At 49.3% G+C, this 14,639-nt stretch carries 13 protein-coding genes and 3 tRNA genes; 14 read left to right on the forward strand and 2 right to left on the reverse strand.

The window, feature by feature from the left end; genetic code table 11:
• Window positions 1–409: 409 nt before the first annotated feature.
• Entirely contained in the window at window positions 410–2,620 is a 2,211-nt protein-coding gene (locus tag ACI955_RS00285; protein WP_415241737.1) for an alpha/beta hydrolase-fold protein, read from the forward strand.
• A gap of 219 nt (window positions 2,621–2,839) precedes the next feature.
• On the opposite strand, the gene ACI955_RS00290 is transcribed toward ACI955_RS00285, so the two are convergent.
• Window positions 2,840–2,915 (reverse strand) — tRNA-Asn (locus ACI955_RS00290).
• A 191-nt stretch (window positions 2,916–3,106) separates the two neighbouring features.
• Here ACI955_RS00290 and uvrB point away from each other — a divergent pair.
• From uvrB to ACI955_RS00355, 13 genes are all read left to right on the forward strand, one after another.
• On the forward strand, window positions 3,107–5,131 hold the full coding sequence (uvrB, locus tag ACI955_RS00295) for an excinuclease ABC subunit UvrB (RefSeq protein ID WP_415241738.1): 2,025 nt from the start codon (window positions 3,107–3,109) through the stop codon (window positions 5,129–5,131).
• Between the two features lie 72 nt (window positions 5,132–5,203).
• Window positions 5,204–5,280: transfer RNA gene (locus ACI955_RS00300), tRNA-Val, on the forward strand.
• A 394-nt stretch (window positions 5,281–5,674) separates the two neighbouring features.
• Window positions 5,675–6,133: a thermonuclease family protein gene (locus ACI955_RS00305; protein WP_415241739.1), complete on the forward strand. Its 459-nt coding sequence runs from the start codon at window positions 5,675–5,677 to the stop codon at window positions 6,131–6,133.
• Window positions 6,134–6,199: 66 nt separating this feature from the next.
• Entirely contained in the window at window positions 6,200–6,478 is a 279-nt protein-coding gene (locus ACI955_RS00310) for a DUF1488 family protein (protein WP_415241740.1), read from the forward strand.
• A gap of 136 nt (window positions 6,479–6,614) precedes the next feature.
• Window positions 6,615–8,540, forward strand: coding sequence for a threonine--tRNA ligase (gene thrS, locus ACI955_RS00315; RefSeq protein WP_415241741.1), 1,926 nt, complete (start codon window positions 6,615–6,617; stop codon window positions 8,538–8,540).
• Window positions 8,541–8,542: 2 nt separating this feature from the next.
• Entirely contained in the window at window positions 8,543–9,079 is a 537-nt protein-coding gene (infC, locus tag ACI955_RS00320) for a translation initiation factor IF-3 (RefSeq protein WP_415241887.1), read from the forward strand.
• A gap of 56 nt (window positions 9,080–9,135) precedes the next feature.
• Entirely contained in the window at window positions 9,136–9,330 is a 195-nt protein-coding gene (gene rpmI / locus ACI955_RS00325) for a 50S ribosomal protein L35 (RefSeq protein ID WP_368376403.1), read from the forward strand.
• 31 nt (window positions 9,331–9,361) lie between these two features.
• Entirely contained in the window at window positions 9,362–9,718 is a 357-nt protein-coding gene (rplT, locus tag ACI955_RS00330; RefSeq protein ID WP_368376402.1) for a 50S ribosomal protein L20, read from the forward strand.
• Between the two features lie 166 nt (window positions 9,719–9,884).
• Window positions 9,885–10,901 (forward strand): phenylalanine--tRNA ligase subunit alpha, encoded by a 1,017-nt coding sequence (gene pheS / locus ACI955_RS00335; protein ID WP_415241742.1) that lies wholly within the window; start codon window positions 9,885–9,887, stop codon window positions 10,899–10,901.
• Window positions 10,902–10,967: 66 nt separating this feature from the next.
• Window positions 10,968–13,331, forward strand: a complete 2,364-nt coding sequence (gene pheT, locus ACI955_RS00340; protein ID WP_415241743.1) for a phenylalanine--tRNA ligase subunit beta — start codon at window positions 10,968–10,970, stop codon at window positions 13,329–13,331.
• A 4-nt stretch (window positions 13,332–13,335) separates the two neighbouring features.
• The gene (gene ihfA, locus ACI955_RS00345; protein WP_103685879.1) at window positions 13,336–13,638 is read left to right on the forward strand and encodes an integration host factor subunit alpha; all 303 of its coding nucleotides are present in this window, start codon (window positions 13,336–13,338) and stop codon (window positions 13,636–13,638) included.
• Window positions 13,619–13,975 carry a MerR family transcriptional regulator gene (locus tag ACI955_RS00350; RefSeq protein ID WP_415241744.1) on the forward strand — a complete coding sequence of 119 codons (357 nt, stop codon included), beginning with the start codon at window positions 13,619–13,621 and terminating at the stop codon, window positions 13,973–13,975. Before ihfA ends, ACI955_RS00350 begins: the two co-directional genes overlap by 20 nt.
• A 43-nt stretch (window positions 13,976–14,018) precedes the next feature.
• Window positions 14,019–14,095: transfer RNA gene (locus ACI955_RS00355), tRNA-Pro, on the forward strand.
• 186 nt (window positions 14,096–14,281) lie between these two features.
• Here the strand turns inward: ACI955_RS00355 and ACI955_RS00360 are convergent.
• Entirely contained in the window at window positions 14,282–14,464 is a 183-nt protein-coding gene (locus ACI955_RS00360) for a hypothetical protein (RefSeq protein WP_415241745.1), read from the reverse strand.
• Window positions 14,465–14,639 lie beyond the last annotated feature (175 nt).

The raw sequence follows: 14,639 nt of genomic DNA on the forward strand, positions 1-14,639 counted from the left end.
ACTTTGCTGAATGGTTTTCTAGCGGCGCCGCGGAGTATCGCCGTCTAGGCGAATTATCATTGGTAGTCACGTAGAAGGATCGCCTCGAGCATAAAAACTGAGAGCGATCCTTTGGACGGGATGTTAATGTACCACGCTGCAATTTTTTCTCGCGGGTAAGTCTCAACGACTTGTCCTCAGGCATCGTCCTTCAGGTCGTCTGCTCATATTAACGATGATCTTGTTCACAGTGACCGCGTGTTATCAAAATTAGCCGCGGTATTAGTTTCGAATTTGTTCGGGAGATGATTGATGTTTTCTATCTGCGGATAGGTCGTATATAGGGGCGCGTCTGATAAGTACGGTCGAATCGAAATTACCAGAGTTGAAATAATAAAGGTTTTTAAAGTCCATGGAGGACAACATTTTGATGCGTATATTCAGAGCTGGGAAGATTAAATATTTGGTATTTTTATTGCTGGTATTATCAATTCACGGCTGTAAAAGTAGTAGCCCGCAGGCTGACGCTCAGCCATCAGAGATTGAGCCTAGTATAAACTTACCGTCTCAGATCAATCCGCGACCTGGTCCGCCAATTCTGTACGCGCCATACCCAAGTGCGCCTCAGCTTGAAAATTCCGGTATTTGGGAGGCGCAGCCTATTCTTATATCCGGTGCTACAGCTTATCGCTCTGGTGAGTTCCTTTATCAGGACTGGCTGCTTGATGATCGAGGCGCTGCTGGGACGCCTGATTTTAATGATCCTCATGGAGTCGGAAGTACAGGTTATCTTTTCTCACGAAAAGCTGGAACGTTAACCTATCCAACGAACCCTGTTTACGCAAACAATGCGGCGGATCTCGTTGAGCTCCGTGTGCGCTCTTTAGATCAAGTGACCGCTTTTCGGATCACATTAAATACAATGATTGAGCCGGAACGGGTAGCGTTCACGATAGCTTTAGGTGGTTCTGATGCGTTAGTTGATTGGCCGCTCGGGTCAGCTGTTCGATCTCCTGCGGCGATATTCGTAACCGTCCATGGCGAGCATGCAGTTGTACACGAGGCTAATAACCCAATTCCTTTGAGCGGTGATATTTCCCTCAGCGTCGATCAGGAGCGACGACAAATAGAAGTGCTTATTCCTCACGATTTATGGAATCCAGGGGATGGTAGGGTGCGCTTGGCAGCCGGCGTGGGCCTGTGGGATATAGAATCAAGTCAATACCTTCAGCCGGGGCTGCTGGCAAATGAAACAGCACCAGGAGGCGCGGCACTTTCTGGGGCGGCATTATTTAACGTGGCGTTTCGCAGCGAGCCGATGCCGGAGTTTACTGCTAAGAGTGGACGAACAATTGCCGATGCTGCTGCACAAGCGCTAGTTGAAGCTCGCTTTTGGCGGGAGCGTTCACAAGCTGATGCGCTCGCATCTGGTGATATTAGTAAATTCCACGCAATAGTGGATTTCGCAAAGCTTCAAAAGGGAGTGAATGACGAATCTGGAGTGCCTTCCACTGGCCATATGAATCGTATTTTCGCAAGTAGATTCGTATTTGGACAAGGCATTGATTACTCACGTGAGTGCGGTCTTGGTACAAGTGGCGAATGCGATGGTCCTCTGGTTGGGCAATTGCAGCCATATGCAATTTATGTCCCGCGAAACTCACCGCCTCAGGATGGCTATGGTTTAACCCTATTATTGCATGCACTTTCAGCCAATTTTAATCAGTATCTCGGTAGTCGGCATGCAGAGCAGCTCGGCGAGCGGGGTCCAGGCAGCATTGTAATAACGCCGGCAGCTCGTGGGCCAGATGGTTTTTACATTGATATGGCCGAAGCTGACGTTTTTGAGGTCTGGGCTGACGTTGCACGATATTACCCACTTAATCCAGATTGGGTTGCCATGAGTGGTATTTCAATGGGCGGTATTGGCAGTTTCAGGCTCGCTTCACGCTATCCGGATCTATTTGCTCGAATCGCACCAGTGGTGGCAACGAATCCGGTCGAATACTTGACGGCCAACATGCACAATGTCCCAGTTATGATGTGGGTGTCTGCCTTAGATGAATTGCAGCCATTGCCGCAGACTGAGCTTACGGTGCAAGCACTTGATGCAGCTGGTCTACGCTATGATGTTTTAAGCTTTCCAACCTGGGATCATCTCTCGCCGTCTACGTACGATTATTATCCTCAGGCGAACGAGTTCTTAGGTGAATATCGTATCGAGCGCAATCCTTCGCGTGTGCGCTATATTGTTGATCTAGAACAGGACAGTGCCCGTGCTGGGGTTGTCGCGCCACGCGGAGCATATTGGGTTTCGCAGATTAGATTAAACAACGAGGACCTCTCTATTGGCGCAGTCGATATCATCACTGAAGGTCTTGGCGCCAAGCAGGGTGAGCCGGAAGCTGTTAATTCAAGTACGGGTGTTCTCTCGGGAGGAAGTCACGAGCCAGCGCCATATGCTCGGCGCCAGCGTGAGTGGATTTCGTCTACACCTATCCCGCCCACAGACCGCATACATATTAAGGCCCAGAATGTAAAATATTTGCAAATAGACCCGGTGCGGGCTGGATTGAGTTGTTTTCCAGATATTAGGATTGACGCGGATAGTCCAGTTGAAGTCAAACTTACTGGTTGCTAATAGGTCTGAGTGAGGTGCCCGGTGATATATATCATGCAGAATATGATATGAAAATTGCTAGGTGCCTGTCTTGCCACATGAAATTCTCAAAGCGCTAATTAATTGCTGTGAGATGATAATCTGAAGAGCGTAGCCGTATTTGCTTGAGAGAAGCGGTTACCGCTTTCACCTACCTCAAAACCAAAAAAGGCCTACCTTTCGGTAAGCCTTTCATTTGTATGGCTCCGCCTGCTGGGCTCGAACCAGCGACCCAATGATTAACAGTCATTTGCTCTACCAACTGAGCTAAGGCGGAACAGCTTTAACAGCTGAGGTCGCGCATATTAAGGATGTTTCTTTGAGGCGTCAACCCCTGAGCTAAGAATTTCTTATTTTGATTATTTTCTGAACATATTCCTCAATTTAGCGTATGTAGGTGAATCGTATAGTGTTTTGCTGCAATGTTCGCGGCGGGTTAATATGGGGGTTTAGCAATGAGTGTTTGTAATGGGTAAGCCGTTTCAGGTTGTGTCAAAGTTTGCGCCAGCAGGTGATCAGCCAGCGGCGATTGCCGGATTAATTGAAGGTGTGAACGCAGGCCTGCATGCTCAGACGCTGCTGGGGGTAACGGGGTCGGGTAAAACTTTTACTATTGCCAACGTTATTGAAGCCCTGCAGCGTCCTACTATTATTATGGCGCCTAATAAAACCTTGGCGGCGCAACTTTATGGTGAGTTTAAAGAGTTTTTCCCCAATAACGCCGTTGAGTATTTTGTTTCTTATTACGATTACTATCAGCCGGAAGCGTATGTTCCTGCCTCAGATACCTTTATAGAGAAAGACTCGTCTATTAACGACCATATCGAGCAAATGCGATTATCCGCTACCAAAGCGTTAATGGAGCGCAGTGACGCCATTATTGTGGCGTCGGTGTCAGCGATCTACGGTTTGGGTGACCCTGAACAGTATTTTAAGATGATATTGCATCTAGTGCGCGGCGAACGGATTGATCAGCGCAAGTTATTGCGTCGCTTAGCGGAGTTGCAGTACACCAGAAATGACATTGCCTTTCAGCGCGGCACTTATCGGGTGCGAGGCGACGTAATTGATATTTTTCCTGCTGAAAGCGATAAAAATGCGATACGCGTTGAGTTGTTCGACGATGAAATCGAGACCATTACCGGCTTTGATCCACTCACCGGTGAGTCTTACGGCAAGTATCCGCGGGTCACCATATATCCTAAAAGTCATTATGTAACACCTCGCGATACCTTGCTAAAAGCCGTTGATTTTATTGAGGCGGAGCTTGTTGAGCGTTTAGGCCACCTGCGTACTAATGACCTTTTGGTGGAGGCGCAGCGCCTTGAGCAGCGGACCCGCTTCGATATCGAGATGATTCGGGAGCTCGGTTACTGCAATGGTATAGAGAACTACTCGCGCTATTTATCTGGCCGAGATCCAGGCGAGGCGCCGCCGACATTATTTGATTATTTGCCAGAGAATGCGCTGGTAGTGATTGATGAGTCCCATGTCACTATTCCGCAAATAGGTGCCATGTATAAAGGTGACCGTTCCAGAAAGGAGACCTTGGTTCAATACGGTTTTCGCCTGCCGTCGGCGCTGGATAATAGGCCAATGCGCTTCGATGAGTGGGAGCGCATGGTTCCGCAAATTATTTTGGTGTCAGCAACGCCGGGTAATTACGAAGCGGAAAACGCTGCGCGTGTTGTTGAGCAGGTGGTCAGGCCGACAGGCTTGATTGATCCTCAGATAGAGGTGCGCCCTGCGAGCACCCAGGTAGATGACCTGTTGTCGGAAATCGCTTTGCGCACCGCTGTTGGCGAGCGAGTGCTTGTGACCACGCTAACCAAACGTATGGCTGAAGACTTGGCAGAATATTTAGATGAGCACAGCGTGAGGGTTCGCTACCTGCACTCTGATATTGATACCGTTGAGCGGGTGGAGATTATTCGTGATCTCCGGCTCGGGAAGTTTGATGTTCTAGTGGGTATTAACCTATTGCGCGAAGGCTTGGATATGCCGGAGGTGTCTCTAGTCGCTATTTTAGATGCGGATAAAGAGGGCTTTTTACGGTCTGAGCGGTCATTGATACAAACCATTGGCCGCGCGGCGCGAAACTTAAATGGTAAGGCAATTCTTTACGGTGACCGCATGACGGGATCTATGCAGCGTGCCATCGATGTAACCACGCGGCGCCGTGACACTCAGATTGCCCACAATCTGAAAAATAATATTACGCCTGTCGGGGTTATAAAATCGGTTGAGGATATTCTCGATGCCGGCGTAATCCCGGGCTCCAAGAAGAAGCAGCGAGGAGATAATCGCAAAGTTGCAGAACCTTCTGGGGACTACTTGCTCGATGCTGAAAGAATGTCTAATGCCGAGTTGGCTAAGCTTCTTAAAACACTTGAGCAGGACATGCAAAAACACGCTAAAAACTTAGAGTTTGAAGCCGCAGCGAATATTAGGGATAAATTGTCTGAGATAAAGCAGCGCTTCTTCACCACCTGAAGGCTAGGTTTATAAAACTCGGTTAAAACCTTGTACTGCTGCAACGGCGTGATTATAATGCGCCTCCTTTATAGGCACGTAGCTCAGTTGGTTAGAGCACCACCTTGACATGGTGGGGGTCGGCGGTTCGAGTCCGCCCGTGCCTACCAAATACCAAAAAGGCCCACTAATTAGTGGGCCTTTTTGGTATTTGGCAAGTGAACCCCGTCGCTAAATGACGGCAGCGATTTATACCAAGCCGAAGATACACCGCTGGATTTCAGATTTATCATTAATGGCCTGCCGAGCAGCGCGGCTTTTTGGCGTTTGCCCACTACACTGCTAACGACGTTAGCGGTGTGTGCCTAATCCCAACATCGAATCTAAACCTTGCACAAAATTCAAACCTTGCCCAAATCCCCGGGTTAGCCAGTTTCACCTGGAATTCAGTTAACCGCTTCTGTTATGCAAGCTGCTATACTCGCCGCCGGAATATTTAACACCTAACTTGATTCGGAACACGGATGCCCGACTCGTTTTTGCAGTTACTAAAAAGTCGGGATCATGCCAGCACCGTTAGCTCCAGCTACTCGCTTATTTTTAAGTAAGGCTTTCGGCTTTGCAGTCGCCTGCTTTTTTGCTATGGCATTGAGCGCCGCCGAATTTGGTACTGCCACGGTGGCATCGGTGCGCACCGTATATGACGGTGATACTTTCCGTGTAAATATTAGTGATTGGCCAGCCGTGGTTGGTGAAAGTATGCCGGTGCGTATTAAAGGTGTTGATACGCCGGAATTGCGTGGTAAGTGTCAGTCTGAAAAAGATGCCGCTAGAGCTGCCAAGCAATTCTCGGTGGCTCGGCTCGGGGAAGGTGAACTCATTGAGCTGCGATTTATTGAGCGTGATAAATATTTCCGGCTACTGGCTGAGGTTTGGATTGACGGCGTCAGTCTGGGCGCGCAGCTGTTAAATGCCGGTTTGGCGGTGCGTTATGATGGCGGCAAGAAGCGAGTGTGGTGCTGAATGGCGATTTATAAGCAGGCGCGCGCGCGCGGCTAATGAATATTGCTTGTGCTTTTGGGAGGAGCTATGGAATTTGAAGAAAATTATTGGTGGGATAGTAAATTTAGCGGCCTGAAGTTTGTCGGGTCTACTGACGGCAAGCGCTATGTTTTTGCCGTGTCTCGGACTGCGTTGGTGGATTTCTTCCAGACGGTGGATACGCCGGAGCAGGCAATTTTAAACTTTGAAGAGAATCGGTCGCGCTTCGAGAGCATGGTCCAAAGATTTGTAATTGGAGAGCGCTTCCCTCACGATGATGGCCCAATTGTGGTTACGTTTTTGAGGTGTATTGAATACCAACTTTAGCAGCCTTTGCTGGCTTTAATTGGGCGGCGGACTTGCAGGTCAGTCCCGCAATCCGCATAATATGTGAGCTAAAATTCCTCAGTTTTCAATTACTCACGTGGCCTTTAGTAGGGGTCACCACTGAAAGGATAGTGTAATGCCGGTTATTACCCTCCCTGACGCTAGTCAGCGTATTTTCGAGCATCCTGTTTCGGTGGCGGATGTCGCCATGGACATTGGTCCCGGTTTGGCTAAGGCCGCGCTGGCCGGTCGCGTTAATGGCACCTTAGTCGATACTAGTTTTGTGATTGCCGATGATGCCGAATTGGGTATTATCACCGAGCGCGATGAAGAGGGTGTTGATATTATTCGCCACTCTACCGCGCATTTATTGGCGATGGCTGTGCAGGATTTATTTCCTGGTGCGCAGGTCACTATCGGTCCTGTGATTGACGATGGCTTCTACTACGATTTCGCTTATGAGCGCGCATTTACTCCAGAAGACTTAGAAAAAATTCAAGTGCGGATGACGGAATTGTCCGCTGATGATTTGGCGGTATCTCGGGTGGTGATGAGCCGCGAAGAGGCGGTGAAGGCGTTTAGTGATTTGGGCGAAGAATATAAAGTCGAGATCATTAAAGACCTGCCCGGCGACGAAGATATCTCTGTTTACAGGCAAGGCGACTGGATGGACTTGTGTCGCGGTCCTCACGTGCCGAGCACGGGCAAGCTTAACGCATTTAAATTGACCAAAGTGGCGGGCGCCTATTGGCGTGGCGATCAGGCCAATGCGATGTTGCAGCGCATTTACGGCACGGCGTGGGGCAATAAGAAAGCCCTGAAGGCCTATTTGAACCGTATTGCCGAAGCTGAAAAACGTGATCACCGCAAAGTCGCTAAAAAGCTTAATCTCTTCCATATGCAGGAAGAGGCGCCAGGTATGGTGTTTTGGCACCCCAAGGGTTGGAGTATTTATCAGGCGATAGAACAATATATGCGTGGTAAGCAGCTAAAGCATGATTATCAGGAAATTCGCACGCCGCAGCTGGTAGATATATCTCTGTGGGAGAAGTCTGGTCACGCTGATAAATTCAGCGACGGCATGTTCACGCTCACCGCCGATGAGCGTGATTTTGCTGTTAAGCCCATGAACTGCCCCTGCCACGTGCAAGTATTCAATCAAGGTTTGCGCAGCTACCGCGACTTACCCCTGCGTTTGGCAGAGTTTGGCTCGTGTCATCGCAATGAGCCCTCAGGTTCACTGCACGGTATTATGCGGGTGCGCGGTTTTACCCAAGACGATGCGCATATTTTTTGTACCGAAAAGCAGATTCAGCCAGAAGTTGCCTCGTTTATCGATTTCCTTCACGAGGTCTATCAAGACTTTGGCTTTAGTGAGGTGATCTACCGTCTTTCCACTCGGCCTGAACAGCGTGTGGGTAGTGATGAAGATTGGGATCGCGCCGAGCAGTCCTTGGCCTTGGCATTGGACAGCAAAGAACTGCCTTGGGAGATGCTGCCGGGTGAGGGCGCATTTTATGGTCCAAAGATTGAATTCTCTTTAAAGGATTGTATTGGTCGGGTATGGCAGTTGGGCACCATTCAGGTTGATTTCTCAATGCCGGGTCGTCTTGGCGCTCAGTATGTTGATGAGTCTGGTCAGCGCCAAACACCGGTGATGTTACACCGCGCTATATTGGGTTCATTTGAGCGTTTTATCGGTATTTTGATCGAGCATTATGAAGGTGCGTTTCCAGTGTGGTTGGCGCCAGTTCAGGCGGTGGTTTGTAATATCACCGACAATCAGGCCCAATATGTCAATAATGTGCAAGATTTATTGAGAGAATGTGGCTTTAGAGTCGATGCGGACTTGAGAAATGAGAAGATCGGCTTTAAAATCCGCGAGCACACAATTCAGAAGGTACCCTTCCTGTTTGTCGTTGGTGACAAAGAGGTGGAAACGCAGACTGTTTCGGTACGTGCACGTAGCGGCGAAGATTTGGGATCAGTAGCAATTAGTGATCTCAGTAAACTCCTCGCAGACAGCGTAGCTAAACGCAGCCGCGCAAATTCGGAGAACTAGCAATTAAACGCGATAACGCAAAAGGGCGCAGCAAAAGAGCGCCAATAAACGAAGAAATTGAAGCCAGTGAAGTACGCCTGATCGACGCCGAAGGCGACCAGGTTGGCGTTGTTCCGCTTGCGCAAGCCTTGCAAGCCGCTCAGGAAGCGACACTGGACTTGGTCCAAATTACTGATTCAGACCCTATTGTCTGTAAAATCATGGACTACGGTAAACATGTTTTCGAGGCCAAGAAGCAGCAAGCTGCGGCCCGGAAAAACCAAGTTCGAACCCAGGTTAAGGAAGTTAAGTTCCGGCCGGGTACGGAAGACGGGGACTATCAGGTAAAACTGCGCAACCTGACACGTTTCCTTGAACACGGAGATAAAGCCAAGGTAACCCTGCGTTACCGCGGTCGTGAGATGGCCCACCAGGAACTGGGTATGCAGCTATTGAAGCGGGTTGAAGAAGACCTTGCGGATTTTGGTGCTGTAGAGCAGTTTCCGAAAATGGAAGGCCGTCAATTGACCATGGTTATTGCTCCGAAAAAGAAAAAGTAGTGAGCTCTTAGGGCCTACTTGATTTAATTTACACTAAGAATGCGGAGTATCTAACGATGCCAAAGTTAAAAGTACATAGCGGGGCGGCAAAACGCTTCAAGAAAACCGGTAGCGGTTATAAGCGCAAAAGCGCTCATAAAAGCCACATCTTAACCAAGATGACCACCAAACGTAAGCGTCAGCTACGCGGCACTAGTGCTGTCCATAAGTCGGACAAGGTTCTAGTAGATCGCATGTTGCGCGCAAGCTAATAAACGTCATCGAGATTAAGAGGAATATACTATGCCCCGTGTAAAACGTGGTGTGACCGCACACCGTCGTCACAAAAAGATTCTAAAGCAAGCCAAAGGTTACTACGGCGCTCGTTCACGTATTTATCGCGTTGCGAAACAAGCGGTAATTAAAGCAGGTCAATATGCCTACCGTGACCGTCGTGCCAAGAAACGTGTTTTCCGCGCATTGTGGATCGCCCGTATCAATGCAGGATCGCGTGCTAATGGCCTTAGCTATAGCCGTTTGATTGCTGGCTTGAAAAAAGCTGACATCACTTTGGACCGTCGCGTATTGGCCGATTTGGCAGTACATGACAAAGAAAGCTTTGCTGTGATCGTTGAACGTGCGAAATCAGCCTTAGCTTAAAAAGTTTCTGACCGTTGCGTAGCGGTCATTATGCTTAGTTTTACTATAGGGAAAGGGCTTGTGCCCTTTCCCTATTTTGTTTTTAAGACACTAATTTAAGTCGCCATTATTTAAATCCTTAGGGTTTGTCTGATGGTGACAGCGGCGCAGAGATTGGGAGCGCGTAATGGAAAATCTTGAAGGCTTGGCGGCTGAGGCTGCGGTAAAAATTACCGCCGCAAAAGACGCGCAGGCACTAGACCAAGTGCGGGTGGAGTATCTTGGTAAGAAAGGGTATATCACTGCGCTATTAAAAGGGCTAGGTGCCTTATCTGCTGAAGAGCGGCCGGCGGCCGGTGCAGAGATTAATCGTGTTAAATCGACCTTGTCCGATCAAATCTCTGAGTTTAAACAACGCTTAGATCAAGCCGCTGTCGATGCGCGTCTTGAGGCTGAAAAGATCGATGTCACGCTATCGGGTCGTGGCCAGCATGCTGGCGGTCTACATCCGGTGACTCGCACTATCGAGCGTATCAGTGCCTTTTTTGGCAGTATCGGTTTTGAGGTGGTTGAAGGCCCTGAAATTGAAGATGACTACCATAACTTTGAAGCTCTTAATATTCCGGCTCATCATCCGGCGCGGGCCATGCACGACACCTTTTACGTTGATGAATCCACGGTGTTACGAACCCATACCTCGCCGGTGCAGGTGCGGTTTATGGAGAGCAGCGAGCCGCCGATGAAGCTCATTTGTCCTGGCCGTGTTTACCGCTGTGACTCAGATCTGACTCATACCCCGATGTTCCATCAAGTAGAGGGCTTGTTGATCAGCGAAGACGCTAGCTTTGCGGATTTAAAGGGCATGCTTGAATCGTTCTTGCGGAGCTTTTTTGAAAAAGAACTAAATGTCCGCTTTAGGCCCTCGTACTTCCCATTTACCGAGCCCTCTGCAGAAGTTGATATTCAGTGTGTGATGTGTGGCGGCGATGGTTGCCGGGTGTGCAGTCATACTGGGTGGATAGAAATTTTGGGCTGCGGCATGGTTCATCCAAGTGTTTTTGAAGCCTCAAACATTGATGCGGAGCGGTTTACTGGCTTTGCCTTTGGTTTAGGTGTCGAGCGCCTGGCGATGTTGCGTTACGGGGTGAATGATCTGCGATTATTCTTTGAAAATGATTTACATTTTCTGGCTCAATTTAAGTAAGCGGGTTTCAGTAATAGATAGTGTATTGAGACGTGTCTTGCCCCAAAGTTTTTAGATGGAAAGAATATGAAATTTAGTGAGCAGTGGTTGCGAGAGTGGGTAAACCCGGCAGTAGATACCGAGCAATTAGCGGCGCAGTTGACCATGGCGGGATTAGAAGTAGATGCGATTGACCCCGTCGCCGGCGAATTTACTGGTGTGGTAGTCGCAGAAATAGTTGCAGTTGAACCCCATCCTGATGCTGAAAAACTACAAGTTTGCCGCGTTAATAACGGCGCAGACGAGGTGCAAATCGTTTGCGGTGCGGCTAATGCACGGGTCGGCATTAAAGTTCCGCTGGCAAGTCTCGGCGCGGTGTTGCCTGGTAATTTTAAGATTAAAAAAGCCAAGCTGCGCGGCGTGGAATCCTTCGGTATGTTGTGCGCTGAGGAAGAACTTGGTCTGGCAGAAAAGTCCGATGGTTTGATGGAGTTGCCGCTTGACGCTCCGGTTGGGCAGGATATTCGCAAGTATCTGAATCTTGATGACAGCGTGATCGAGCTGGGATTAACTCCCAATCGCGCCGATTGCCTCAGTGTTCGCGGCATTGCCCGCGAGGCTGCAGTATTGAGCGAGCTGGCTTTTATCGAAGTGCCGGTAGCTGATGTGCTCTCTACAATTGAAGACGTGCTACCTATCACTGTGGTGGCTGCAGACGATTGCCCGCGTTATGTTGGCCGAGTTATTCGCAATGTAGACGTCAGCAAGCCAAGTCCATTATGGCTGCAGGAAAAGCTCCGTCGCTGCGGCTTACGTAGCATTGACGCGGTGGTCGATGTCAGTAATTTTGTCTTGCTGGAATTAGGCCAGCCGATGCACGCCTTTGATTTAGATAAAATTCAGGGCGGCGTGGCAGTGCGTTATGCAAAAGCGGGCGAAGCCATAACCTTGCTTGACGGGCAAACGTTGGCGGTGCGCGAAGGTGCGTTGCTTATTGCCGATGCACAGCAGCCCCTAGCCTTGGCGGGTATTATGGGTGGCGAGCCATCCTCTGTGACCAGTGGCACCCAACACTTATTTTTAGAAGCGGCTTTTTTTGCACCAGATAAAATTGCCGGTCGCGCTCGTTCCTACGGTTTACATACTGATTCTTCTCACCGTTTTGAGAGGGGCGTCGATTTTGAACTGCCGGTGCGTGCAATTCAGCGAGCTACCGCATTGATTCTTGAAATTTGTGGTGGTGAAGCGGGGCCAGTTAGCTGTATAGAGGGGCAGATGCCGGCCCGAGAGCCGATTGTGCTGCGTGAAAAGCGCATTGAGAAACTGCTGGGTATGGCTTTGACGACGCAGGATGTCGAGTCGATCTTGCGTGGCTTAGGCATGACGGTAGATGCTATTGAAGGCGGCTGGACAGTTACGGCCCCCAGCTGGCGTTTTGATATCAGTATTGAAGTCGACTTGTTGGAAGAGCTGGCCAGAGTCTACGGCTACAATCGTCTGCCAGTAACGCCAATTCACGACACCCTCACTATTCGCCCCGCACCAGAGAGCCTGCGCGGTATGTCGCAAGTTCGTCAGCAATTGGTGGCGCGTGGTTATCAAGAGGCGATTACTTATAGTTTTATCGATCCGGCAATGCATCAAGCGATGTCAGAGGGCGAGGCGGGGGTTGAATTGCTAAACCCCATATCTGCTGATATGTCGATTATGCGAACCAGTCTATTACCGGGTTTAATAAAAACCGCTATGCATAATGCCAAGCGTCAGCAACCACGTATTCGCCTGTTTGAATCTGGGCTGCGGTTTCTGAAGTCCGATGATGGGTTAAAGCAAATACCCACCTTGGCCGCCTTACTGATGGGTCGGCGGGAGCCGGAAAGTTGGAGTGAAGCGGGAGAGTTGGTCGACTTCTATGATTTGAAAGCCGACTTAGAAAGCCTGCTTTCTGTGACGACAGGCAAAATCTCGTTTAAAGCGGCGAAATATGTAGCTATGCACCCCGGCCAAACGGCCGATGTGTACTGCGACGATTTGCATATTGGTCGTATTGGCGCCTTACACCCAAGTCTGCAGGCAAGCTGGGATTTTGTTAATCCGGTTTACCTGTTTGAGCTAGACCAAGAGCCACTTTTAAAGCGCAATGTGCCCGAGTTTGCTGAGTTATCGCGTTTCCCTGAAGTGCGGCGCGACTTGGCCTTAATAGTTGACCGACAACTTGCGGCCGCCGATGTGTTCGCAGTGGTGAAGACCTCAGCAGGTGAATATCTCAGCGACTTGAAGCTATTTGATGTTTATCAGGGTAAAGGCATTGATCCTGAACGAAAAAGTTTAGCGCTGGGCTTGACCTTCCGCCATTCATCGCGCACCCTGAAAGAAGAAGAGGTAAGTCAATCGGTAGACGCGGTTGTACAAACCTTGAAGGAGGTATTTGGCGCAAGTTTAAGGAACTAGTGTGATGACGTCCCTCACGAAAGCAGAGATGGCTGAACGATTATACGAAGAGCTGGGCTTTAACAAGCGTGAGGCCAAGGAGCTGGTCGAATTATTTTTTGAACAAATTCGTCACTGCTTAGAAAACAACGAACAGGTTAAAATATCTGGCTTCGGAAATTTTGATCTTAGGGATAAGAGTCAGCGTCCCGGACGTAACCCCAAGACAGGCGAGGAGATTCCTATCTCTGCGCGTCGTGTAGTGACGTTCCGCCCCGGACAAAAACTGAAATCCAGGGTAGAGGACTATGCTGGAACCAAGTCATAACGATGAATTGCCCCCCATACCGGGAAAACGTTACTTCACAATTGGTGAAGTAAGCGAGTTATGCTGTGTTAAATCTCATGTTCTACGCTATTGGGAACAGGAGTTTCCTCACCTAACTCCGGTTAAGCGTCGCGGTAATAGACGCTATTACCAGCATCAAGATGTGCTGATGATTAGGCAGATTCGCAGCCTACTCTACGAAGAGGGCTACACCATTGGTGGCGCTCGACAGCGTATGTCTGGCGAGATCGCCAAAGATGAGTCTTCGCAAGCTCGCCAAGTGATTCGACAAATGCTCGGCGAACTTGATGGCGTCCTGAAACTACTGAAAAGATAGTTCACTCAACTAAGATCTTGGGGTATGATGCTCCCCCTAAAATCGGGGCGTAGCGCAGTCTGGTAGCGCACTACACTGGGGGTGTAGGGGTCGCAGGTTCGAATCCTGCCGTTCCGACCAAATATTTAATAAAAACAGCGGCCTATTATGGTCGCTGTTTTTGTTTGTGGCTTCGCAATAAAATAAATACAAAAATCTTATTAATTCCCGAAGCTTTAAGCGTAGGCGCTGTTTGTTAGAGGCCGGCGCTATCTACGCTTGGTTATTCTAGCCACTATTATTAATAGCCTGCGCCAGAGTTGAGGCTTAAGCAAAATGACTTATTGCTACCCAGCCTCGAATTTTGCGAATATAGACCAAGGCGATACCTAGGTTGGCAACGTAGCGGGCATCACCTGCAGCGGGCGGCTTGTAATCCTCTAACCCTTTCAATGCTATGGCGCTATCAAAGGGCGGCTTCCACTTCAGCACTTGTCTGCTGGAAGGCATGCTGAGCTAGGTCCATGCCAAACCGTCGCGCTCAATCGGGGCGGGACCGGATAAATCTGCCGGGACGACTACTGCCGAGGTGCCTGCCATTTTTTTATAAATCCGCTCATCCATTAATCTCTCCTTGTTTTGACTATTGATTAAATCAGCTTCCTCCTGAGTCGCGTTGAGCTAG

Origin of the sequence: Zhongshania sp. (genome assembly GCF_047636175.1) — a bacterium.
Lineage (GTDB): Bacteria > Pseudomonadota > Gammaproteobacteria > Pseudomonadales > Spongiibacteraceae > Spongiibacter.